Genomic DNA, 10,284 nt, shown 5'->3' with positions numbered 1-10,284 from the left:
ATATTCGTTTTCTCGCACGTCATCGTTTTGGTCCGACCAATGTTGAACCTTCATCGATGTCGTCGGGCAGGTGAAGAGGAACGGGGCCATCGGTCAGGATATGACGACCTGTGACACCGGGGCCATGATCTAGCGCAAGGTCCGGCCGGCCATGACGGTGCCCTGCTTTTCTTGGACCGCTGATCTTCTAATTCAGTGACTCTGACTATCGATGTGCCAGCAAATTGCGCCGACGAATGCGACGCCGAGTCCGCTCGCGCGTCTTGATGAGTGCCCGCACCGCGGCGCGCACTTTCGATCTGCAACTCGCCATTGCCCACCCCTTCGACTAGCGTCCCCAGCTTTAGTCGAGGCTGGAATGATTCCGATAGTGTGTGGCGGCAACAGGGCGGACCTTTGTTCTAACCTCCACCGGGGCGCCTGGGCCCGAGGGCTGCGACAATTAGAACAATGACGGCCAACATGGCCGAGCGTAAGTTGAACTGTATCGGTTGGCCTCTGCGAGATGGTGACGGCCGACCCCTAGAACCCCAGCCCGAGCGCATCCGGGCTGGGGTTTTCTTTTGGAGGGCGCGGGGCTTCGGTCCCGCTGCGACAAATTTGAACACTGACGACCGACACAGCCGAGCGTAAGTTGAACTGATCGGCTGACCGCTACCAGGCAGCCGACACCTCTAGAGCCCCAGCCGCTTCGCTCGCCTTGGCTGGGGTTTTCTTTTGCAGGGCGCGGGCCGGCGTCTGTTGCCGGCGGGGCTTCAACGGTCTCGCGCTTACTCAGACCCGCTCCGGCGGCGATGTTTCGCTGCTCGCTCGTCTATCAGACACTTGAGAAACTGTGCAGCGCTTGCGAAAGTTCTCTCAGGTGGGAACCCATCCACACGACGCACGCAGCGCGCGAGATGACTCCAAGTCTCCGAGTCAATGGGATCATCGTAAGCAGTAACGGCAACGCAAACCCGGCTAATCGATATCCGATGCATGTCTAGGCTGATTTCGGGCTCGGGCTCCCCGGAACGCCAGCTACCGTAGTGGGCAATTGCCTCGCTGAAAGCGTCCCGAAGCTTAGTTGGAATCCCCTGCGGCATTTTGCCTTCCCATGGTCTTCCCAATATGATTTTCTGGGAAGTTTTGGTCTCGAAATTTGAGCTAAGTAGTTGATTTTGCTGGCTGGGGAACTAGGATTCGAACCTAGACAAACAGAGTCAGAGTCTGTTGTGCTACCGTTACACCATTCCCCACCGAAGTAGCTGATTTGACAGCGCTTTTTTCGGAAGTTTTCCAAGATCGCCAAGGAGTTTTCCAAATCGGGCGTCTGGCAGCGGTGATATAGCGGTCCAAACGTTCGCGGTCTAGTCCTCCTTCGAGACCAGCCGAAGCCGCTTTTGCCCTTGGGCCGCGACCTGCATCTGATCCTTGAAGCGCATGTAGTGCTCGACGTTCTGCCTGGACATGCCGATGTCATTGGCGATCTGGTCCACCTCGTAGCCTTGCTCGGCGCGCGCCAAGATGCCGGTGCCGCGCAGCCCGTGGATGGTCGGATGGTCAGTGTCGTCGGGCTCGATGTCCCAATCGTACTTCTTGACCTGGGCGGCAACCCATTCTTTCCAGCGGCGACATATCTCCCGGCCTTCCGGGGTGTCGGCAAGCCAGCGACCCCAACGCGCGCGCAGGCCGTCAGCGGTGTATTGCGCGCCCTTCGGCGAATAAAGATAGAGGTGTTCGCGGAAGCGATCGATCGGCTTCAGCCACCGTGAATTCGTGAAGGTCACCGGCGTCTCGGCCCACCGGTCGATCTCGAGCGCGTCGGCTGCCGCGAGGGGAATGTGAAAGGACCTGCGGCGCTTTCTGGTCTTGAGCGGGCGACACCAGAGGCCGTTGCGGTCGCGGTGCTCGGGCCCCATCCTGATGAGATCGCTGCCGCGCTGGCAGGTCATCACGCCGAGCCGCATCATGCGCACCAGATCCGGCCAAGCGTGCGTTCGGACATAGTCGATCACCCATGACGGCCACGGCACATGCCCGCGGTCTGGGATGTCGAAGTCTCTCACCTTGTCGAACGGATTGAATTTGGCGAGGTCCAGCGGAATCGCCCAATCCCAGATAGTGCGGCCGACCGACAGCATCTGGTTTGCCATCACCGCGGTTTCTTTCATCACGTCGCGTGCGGTCTGGACCGTGATCGGCGCCAGGTCGCGAACCGCCACCATGCCCCAAGTATCGTGCGCCTCGAAGCGGCGCATGTGCACTTCGTAATTAGATTGTGTGCCTTCGGAGAGCCGTTTGAATTCGTCGCTTGCGCGGTATCGGGTGATGAGATCGCCGATCGAGCCGGCCGGATAACTGGTAGGAGTCGAGTTCCGGCGCCGCTCGACTTCGGCGAAAAACCGTGCCGGGTGCTTGATCGCATCGGGCAACTTGATCCGCTCGCCCTCGCGGTCGGTGTTTCGTCCGGGATTCCAATAATAGTAGGTGTAGGCCTTTCCGCTTTTTTTGCGGATGGTTTTGGTCTCTACCCCTTCAGGCAGTGTCACGCCGGTTTCCCTTTTTCTGGCCAAATCTCAACGCTCCACGCATGGCCGCATCGGTGGTGTCCGACGCCGTCCGGCCGCAAAGTTTACGGTCTACGTCTTCCCAGCGCCAGCGGGGAGTGCCCGAAGGGAACGTGTCGCACGGTGGGGGCAGGCGGCCTTCCTTCACCCATTGATCCCAAGTGTCTGTCGAAATTAGCAATTCGGCCGCTCCGGTTTCCCGGTCGACATAGGCTGGCGTCCGATCGCCCCGAAGCAAGTTGTCCTTCTTGCGCACTGTCATTCGGGCCTACTGGAGGGCTTTCGTCTTATCGCGGACGCGGTCGCAATTGCGTTTTCGCCAATCGAGAAAATGTCGGACGTGTTGATCATCCCGAGCATCATGCTCAGGCGAGGCCAAAAGTGGAACGGCGGCTATAAACTCATCGTGCGATTGGGCCGAATAACGCCTTCTCCATCGACCGTGACTTCGCCTGCGCTGGCTGCCTTGGCGGCGCGGATCGCGCGGGCAATATCTGCTTGTATGATCTTGGCCGGACGCCGCGGCATTGCGCTGCTCCCATATTCGCGTGAAATTGACAGCTATTCGAGCCGAGCGCCTCGAAAACTACTTCGGACGGTTCGCGGTGTTCGAACGGTCGGCCGCTCCCACTGGAGCTGAACTCTCAAGTATGGAAAACGCAGAAGGCCGCGGACGAAAGAGTAACAAGCTCTTGGTCGAGCGTCCGGCTAGATTAGCGTGCAAATCGGAGGGGTAAGTCTGAGATGAGGACAGCCCGAATTTGCCTCAATAGGCCAATGGCCGGTCCTTATTTCTGCACACTTCCAAGGTCTTGTGCGGACTATTTCCGATCCACTGTCTGAACTTTCGCCTTGAATCTAAGGCATCGCTAACAGCACGAAAGCATTGATCGACGAGGCCGCCGCCAGTGCAACCAAGACAAAAATCCGGCCGTTCGGGACCATCAAGCTGTGCGACATACCGGAAACATGGAGCGATTCCGAACCCAGAGTCTCGGGCGAAATTTGGTGCCCGGAATTTCAAGTTTAACTTTCCGTTTACGACTCAGCAGGGAAGGACAGCTCGCATGGTTTTTGCGAGTAGAGCAGCTGACTCTTAATCAGCGGGTCCCAGGTTCGAGCCCTGGTGCGCCCACCAAGCAAACCCCTTAGAACCAAAGGCTTTTCAGCTCCAAGGCCGGGGCTACCTTACTTTTGCCTAGGCCAAAGTAAGGGAATTGGCGGGTCGTGGGAGGTCGGCTTGTGCGCCGATCCAGTCGGCATCAAGATCACAGACGATCGCGCGTATCCATCCCACCGGCGCCAGGGTGCCGAGCGCGCGAGGAAAAGGAGCACGGATGGCATTCTATTCAATACGCTGGGATATCGAACTGGAGGCAGACAGTCCGGAGGACGCGGCGAAGGAAGCACTGGAAATTCAGCGCGACCTTGATTCGTTCGCCACGTCGTTCGAAGTGTTCACTTTGGACGGCACAGGCCAGTGCTTTGTAGTCGACCCAACGGAGAAAACCTTTGATGTCGCTTCAGAGGGAGAAGCCGTCGCAAACGGAAGAGAGGAGCAGCCAGCGGAACTGATCGCAGACCTCAAGCGGGAGCTGATCGCTCCCCTGGACGACAACAAGCTGTGGCCGAGGCTGACCAAGCTCGTGCTCACGCAGCCACCACCGCCGTGGGCGCAGATGTACTTTCAAAGCGACTACGAGACGTTCTTCCGGCTCATCGTTGCGGTGGGCATGCTCCGCAACGAGCTGATCGCGTGGGCACGCGCAGCATAGATTGTTACGCGTTGCGCGTGCTAGACTACTCAACTGGAACCACTGGAACCAGTTGGTTCAGTTGGCGAGAGGTCCGTCATGCGCACCACGGAGCTGTCACGGGTCAGCAGAGCCGCCGAGGCCAGGAGCATCAGACGGGCCACGGCCGCCTCCTACCTGGCCACGATCAATAAGGGAAACTCGGAGAAGGTGGTCAAGGTCGCTGGCCAAGGGACGAGGGCGCGCTCTACCTTCTTAGGGCGCGGTATCACAGACCATATCTGCGGACTACCCAGCCATCGACCAGGCCGGGACCTTCAGCAGCCTCGCGCCGGGGAGCGTCGCGCTCAAGCTGTAGCCGCGCCAAAATTTTTCACCGGAACGTCTCCTGGGGAGGTTCGTAGCCGGGCGCGAGGTGGGCGCTCACGCATCGGTTAGCTCCCAAAAATGGCGCTTATGACGCGCCGCTATTTGCGAGTTTGCAGGAAAGGCAATTTCCAAACAAACTCAATGCGGCCCAAAAAACAAAGTTTGCTCTTACGCCATTGATCTCAAATGAAATCTGTCTGGATTCTTAATCAGCGGGTCCCAGGTTCGAGCCCTGATGCGCCCACCACGCAGTCTTCGCAAACCTCGCGTTTCCAAGACGACCCTCATTCGGGCTCTTTCTGCGGGGATTTGCGGGCCTTCCATTTCTTGGATTTTGGTCTCTGCAAGTCACCAGGCGCCTGAGCGGCGATTTTTGGCGTCCCGTCTCCGGGCCCCAAAAAATTCCGTTCCCGGCGGCTAGGTCTTGAGCCCGCCGGATTGCGGGTTTTCCACTGCCGTAATTCGTTTCATAGTACAACGATCCAAAAGGGGACGCAGAATGTCACATGCCTACCGTCTACAAGACGAAGTCATTCATCGCGGTCAAGGGCCGCAGGGGTGGGTGCAGGTCGAGCTGCCAGAGATTTACACCTTCGTTCAATGTATGCCGGTCGAAGCGGACGGACGTCTTAGATACCGGATCAAGTCGGACAAGATTGAGCGCGTCGTGACGGAAGATGAGCTATCCTGCTGCCAATAACGAACGATGACTGTGGACGCTATTCGACGCCGCCGGAGGCTCAAGAGGACAAGGACTTCAGCTCCGGCGGCGGGGCGCCCTTCCCCTCGAGCATCCCCAGCGCTAGCGCGGCCTCGACCCGCACGCTCGGATCCTTATCACCCGCGAGCTGTCGGAGGGGGAGGAGGGCTTGTTCGATCCCCGGGAAGGCCGGACCGAGGCGCCCGAGGTGCCAGGCCGCCAAGCTGCGGACGAAGGCAAGCTCATTGCCCAACTCCGCGATGAGGACGGTGACCGACTCTCCACCTGGCGGCGCCACCCGGGCGAGGGCCGCCGCCGCCCACACGCGCACGAACCCGACCGGGTCCTGGAGGGTCGCGGCGAGGTCGGACACAGCCTCGGTTGCCGCGGGACCAATTTCGCCTAGGGCATATGCGCCGAGGCGGCGCTGGAGCGGATCGCTGCTTGAAAGCTCCCCCACCCAGCCTACGATGGAAGTCCCTAGGTAAGCGACCTGCGCGCTCATGGTCCGACCCTACTCAAGGCCTTAGGGCCGAGCCGGCGGTCCAGGTTGAACGCGGCGCTGATCAACCCGATGTGAGTGAATGCCTGCGGGAAGTTACCCAGCGCTTCGCCACACGGACCCGTCTCCTCGGCGTACAGGCCGAGGTGGTTGGCGTAGGTCAGCATCTTCTCGAAGATAAAGCGGGCCTCCACGGTGCGGCCCGCCCGGGTCAGCGCTTCCACCAGCCAGAACGTACACATATTGAACGTCCCCTCGCTCCCGGTCAGGCCGTCGCCGGCTCCTCTGCCGATCTCGTAGCGGTGCACTAGGCTGTCGGAGACCAGCTCCGCCATGATCCGATCCAGCGTCCCGCGCATGCGGGGGTCAGTCGGCGACAGGAAGAAGACGAGCGGCATGATCAGGTTGGACGCGTCCACCGCATCGGTGGCGAAGTGCTGCACGAAGGTCTGCCGCTCCGTGTCCCAGCCGCGCGTCATGATGGCCTCGTAGATGCGGTCTCGCTCCGCGGCCAGGCGGGTGCGGTCCAGCGGCAAGCTCCGCTTTTGCGCAAGGCGGATCGCTCGGTCCAGCGCCACCCAGCACTGCACCTTGGAGTAGACGAACTGCTGCTGTCCACCGCGCACCTCCCAGATGCCATCGTCGGGTCGCTCCCAGTTGTTCGCTACCCAGTCGAGCATCTTGCGCAGGTGGCACCAGAAGTCATAGGCGGTCGGCGTCCCGTACTTGTCGTACAGGTAGACGGCGTCCATCAGCTCACCATAGATGTCCAGCTGTAGCTGCTCGGCAGCGGCGTTGCCAATTCGCACCGGACGCGAGCCGCGGTAGCCATCGAGGTGGCCGAGGACCTCCTCGGGCAGCTCGTGCCCGCCGTCGATGCGATACATGGTCTGCAACGGGTCGCCCCGGGCGCCCTCGACGGCCCGCTGCTCCAACCAGGCCATGAACTGCTCTGCCTCCGACGTCAGCCCCAGGCGCAGAAAGGCGTAATTGGTGAAAGCGGCGTCGCGCACCCAAGTATAGCGATAGTCCCAGTTGCGCACCCCGCCGATCTCTTCCGGAAGCCCGCAGGTCGGCGCCGCCACGGTCGCGCCGGTCGGCGCGAACGTCAGCAGCTTCAACACCAGCGCCGAGCGGTGGACCATCTCGCGCCAGCGACCTGAGTAGTTGCACTTCCTTAGCCACTGCCGCCAAAAGGCAAGGGTCTGCGTCAGGGCCTCCGTGCCGACCAGCCGCGCCTCGAGCAGGATGCCGTCATGAACGCTGTCGTGGCCGTTCTCCTCTACCTGGCGGAGGATGAACGTGGTCGTCTCGCCGGGGTTGAGGACGAACTCGGCAGCGACGCCGTCGCCCTGCCGACCAAGCGGGAAGCGGCTGACTAGCGAGACCTTCATGCCTTGCGCCTCGAAGATCGCTCCCCGGCCCTCAAGGACGACCTGGTGGGGTCGGCGGGCGAAGTCGAAGGCCGGCCGGCAGTCGAGGCGGAAGCGGACCGACCCGCGCACCGCCCGCACTACCCGGACGATCTGGTGGATCTTTCTGATCTCGCGCGAGCCTTGAACCGGCATGAAGTCCACGACTTCACCGACGCCCTGGTCGCTAAGAAAGCGCGTCACCAGGACGTTGCTGTCAGGCATGTACATCTGTTTGTGCTGCGCCTCGTAGAGACTGGCGATGCGGAATGAGCCCCCTTTCTGGTCGTCGAGGATCGCCGCGAAGACGCTCGGCGAGTCAAAGTGCGGCAGGCAGCACCAGTCGATGGACCCGTCGATGCCGACTAGGGCAACGGTGTGCAGGTCGCCGATGACGCCGTAGGACTCGATCGGCTTGTAGCCCATGATCTCGTCTCCTCCGCTCGCTCGGCACTGATCGAGCCCCACGATGGGCGTATCGTCAATGCCCTGAGGCGGCGAAAAGAGACACGGGATATTCAACTTTTTTGCTCGCAACCTCGCTCCCGCGGCCCTCGCCAGTCGCGAGGGAGCCGGAGTGGGAGGTCAGCTCCTCGCCCGTCGCGACATATTGCAGCGCCACGCCATCTCGGTCGCTTCTCTAATCGGCCGTTTGAGGTCAAGCACTTTCAGACTATCCGCCACTGCAATGTCGATGTCGCTCACGGGCTCGCGCTTCTCTTCGGAATACGACAACTGAACAGTGACAACGAGTTAGCCTGAGAGTGGGCCAATTCTCGTTCTATGATCTTCCAAGGCTTTTCGAAACAATGGCCCACCGGAATCGCGACAGCGCGGCATCTCGCGCGGATGCGTTGGAATCTCGTCCAGTGTCTTGGGTCGGCGACTCGAAAATAACCCGCGCCAACTTGTTGGCTAGGGCAGTCGCCAACACGTTGTGATGCAGGCGGTTTGCCGCTGCCGTTAGCCACGGGCCAAAACTGTGTTTTGCCCAGTTTGCTGGCCTTGCAAAATAACGCGAGCGCCTTGCATTAACAGCGTGCGTAGATAGCGATTCCCACTCACACACAGATCGTCTGCGGTTCGATGCCGCAAAAAAGGCCCTGCTCCTTTGGGTGAGCAGGGCTGAGGTGGCGCCACGGAGCAGGACGGGACAATGGCGCTGCAGCACGTACGCCGTTGATTCGTATCGCCCATGAGTCGGCCATCATGTCTCTTTCTGGGCAGGCTTTTCTTGCCAACGGAATCCGTGAGACCTGAGGCCCGGGTGATCCGGAAAACTGGGTACCGGTTTTCCGAAAAAGTCATGCTTAAACAAAAGCATGGAGCGGGATGACGATTCGAAGATAAGTCATCCCGATCTAGCGAGACAGCTCACGCCTCGGCACTGAGTTCGGCGTGGTCCAATTCTTCCTCGATCTGATGGAAGGCGTCGTCGCCGATTTCTTCCGAGCGGCGCAGTTTCAGGAGCGAGCGGCGCGCGGCGCCGATCGCCCGTCGCCGCAGCGGATCGGCCGGCAGCTCGCTGGTGGGGACCCCGCCATGGGGATCGCTCTCCGCGCGCATCAGCATGGCGCGATATTCGAGCCGCAGGATTTCGGCTTCCTCCGACGGGTCGCCCTCGATCTCGTCGAGCGCTGCCCGATAGGTAATGGCGCGGGCGCGAGCGGCCTCGACGGCCACTCGATTATCCTGCTTCAGCTTGAGCGCCAGGATGAGCGGGCGAAGCGTCAGGCCTTGAATGACGAGCGAGCCGAGCACCACGGCGACAGCCGTCAGCAGGATCAGGTCGCGATAGGGAAAGTTTTCCGGCAGCGCGAAGGCGGCAGCGAGCGTGACGATGCCGCGCATGCCGCACCACGCCACCACCATGCCGCCTTTCACCGTGGGCACCACTATATTCCGGCGAAGAAGAAGCCGCTGGGCCACCCGCGTACGCAGCGTGACGACATAGCTCATGAGCCAGACGATACGAGCGAGGATGACGGCGGCCAGCACGCAGGCCGCGACTGCGACGTATTCGGTGCGCACCACCTCGTCAAGCCGGCTCCAGATCGGCCGCAACTGCATGCCGATCACCATGAACGCCAGTACATTGAGGATGAAGACGGTAGTCTCCCACACCGCATAGGCCGGCACCCGAAGCCGTGCCGGGGTCCGCGCCGGGGCGGTCCGCGCGATGGTGATGCCATAGGCAACGATGGTCAGGATGCCGGAAAGGCCGATGCGATCGGCAACGATCCACACCGTGAAGGCACCGGCGAATTGCAGGATGATCGCGCTCGGCGCCTCGCTCACCCGACGTGACAGCAGGAGCCATAACCTGGCAAACAAATAGCCGGCCACCAGGCTGCCCGCTAATGCCAGCACCACCGAGGGCGCGAACTCGCTCCATTTCAAATGCTCCACCGCAACGGCGCCGACCGCGACCCGATAGATCAATAGCGCGCTGGCGTCGTTGAGCAGGCTCTCGCCCTCGAGGATTTTGAGGATGCGGTAGGGCAGGTTGACCTGGCGAAGGATGGCGGTGGCCGCGGCGGCATCCGGCGGCGCGACGATGGCCCCGAGCGCGATCGCGGCGGCCCATGGCATGTCCGGGACCAGCCAACGTGCCAGCACGGCGACGACAGCGGTCGTCACGCCGACCGCGAGGAACACCAATGTCGAGACCGGCAGCCAGTTGTCGCGGAGGTCGCGCAGTGAGGTGTCGTAGGCGGCGTCGAGCAGCACCGGTGCGACGAACAGCGCCAGTGCCAGATCGGGCTCCAGCGTCCAGGATGGTCCGTGTGGTACGAACGCCAGCAATACGCCGCCGATGGCAAGGAAGGTCGGGTAGGGCACCTTGATCCGCCGGGCCAGCGCCGACAGCGCGACCGCACCGAGCAGCAAGCCGATGATCCATTCGAAAGTCGTCAAGCCGTAAAATCCTCAAATGCGCATTTCATAGAGATCGGTAATCTAGAGTATGATCCGGAAAACGTGCTGTTCGTGACGCCGC

The 10,284-nt window shown here is 61.3% G+C and carries 6 protein-coding genes, 1 tRNA gene and 1 pseudogene; 1 reads left to right on the top strand and 7 read right to left on the bottom strand.

The window, feature by feature from the left end; all coding sequences use genetic code 11:
* Positions 1-1,164 precede the first annotated feature (1,164 nt).
* From VNX23_RS11290 to VNX23_RS11280, 3 genes are all read right to left on the bottom strand, one after another.
* A tRNA-Gln gene (locus VNX23_RS11290) sits at positions 1,165-1,238 on the bottom strand.
* A 111-nt stretch (positions 1,239-1,349) separates the two neighbouring features.
* The gene (locus VNX23_RS11285; protein ID WP_325630015.1) at positions 1,350-2,531 is read right to left on the bottom strand and encodes a hypothetical protein; all 1,182 of its coding nucleotides are present in this window, start codon (positions 2,529-2,531) and stop codon (positions 1,350-1,352) included.
* Positions 2,532-2,942: 411 nt separating this feature from the next.
* Entirely contained in the window at positions 2,943-3,077 is a 135-nt protein-coding gene (locus VNX23_RS11280; RefSeq protein ID WP_325630013.1) for a hypothetical protein, read from the bottom strand.
* Between the two features lie 809 nt (positions 3,078-3,886).
* On the opposite strand from VNX23_RS11280, the gene VNX23_RS11275 reads away from it, so the two are divergent.
* A complete protein-coding gene (locus VNX23_RS11275; RefSeq protein ID WP_325630011.1) occupies positions 3,887-4,324 on the top strand; it encodes a hypothetical protein in 438 nt (145 codons plus the stop codon).
* Between the two features lie 1,088 nt (positions 4,325-5,412).
* Here VNX23_RS11275 and VNX23_RS11270 read toward each other — a convergent pair.
* The 4 genes and pseudogenes from VNX23_RS11270 to VNX23_RS11255 form a co-directional block, all read right to left on the bottom strand.
* Positions 5,413-5,877, bottom strand: coding sequence for a HEAT repeat domain-containing protein (locus VNX23_RS11270; protein WP_325630009.1), 465 nt, complete (start codon positions 5,875-5,877; stop codon positions 5,413-5,415).
* Positions 5,874-7,712 (bottom strand): glycoside hydrolase family 15 protein, encoded by a 1,839-nt coding sequence (locus tag VNX23_RS11265; protein ID WP_325630008.1) that lies wholly within the window; start codon positions 7,710-7,712, stop codon positions 5,874-5,876. Before VNX23_RS11265 ends, VNX23_RS11270 begins: the two co-directional genes overlap by 4 nt.
* A gap of 469 nt (positions 7,713-8,181) precedes the next feature.
* Positions 8,182-8,345 (bottom strand): annotated as a pseudogene (locus VNX23_RS31020) (IS110 family transposase); the annotation flags it as partial.
* Positions 8,346-8,660: 315 nt separating this feature from the next.
* Positions 8,661-10,202 carry a sodium:proton antiporter gene (locus tag VNX23_RS11255; protein WP_325630006.1) on the bottom strand — a complete coding sequence of 514 codons (1,542 nt, stop codon included), beginning with the start codon at positions 10,200-10,202 and terminating at the stop codon, positions 8,661-8,663.
* Positions 10,203-10,284: the final 82 nt, after the last annotated feature.

The organism is Bradyrhizobium sp., from assembly GCF_035570375.1.
GTDB lineage: Bacteria > Pseudomonadota > Alphaproteobacteria > Rhizobiales > Xanthobacteraceae > Bradyrhizobium.
This window is presented reverse-complemented; position numbering and strand designations above follow the sequence as displayed.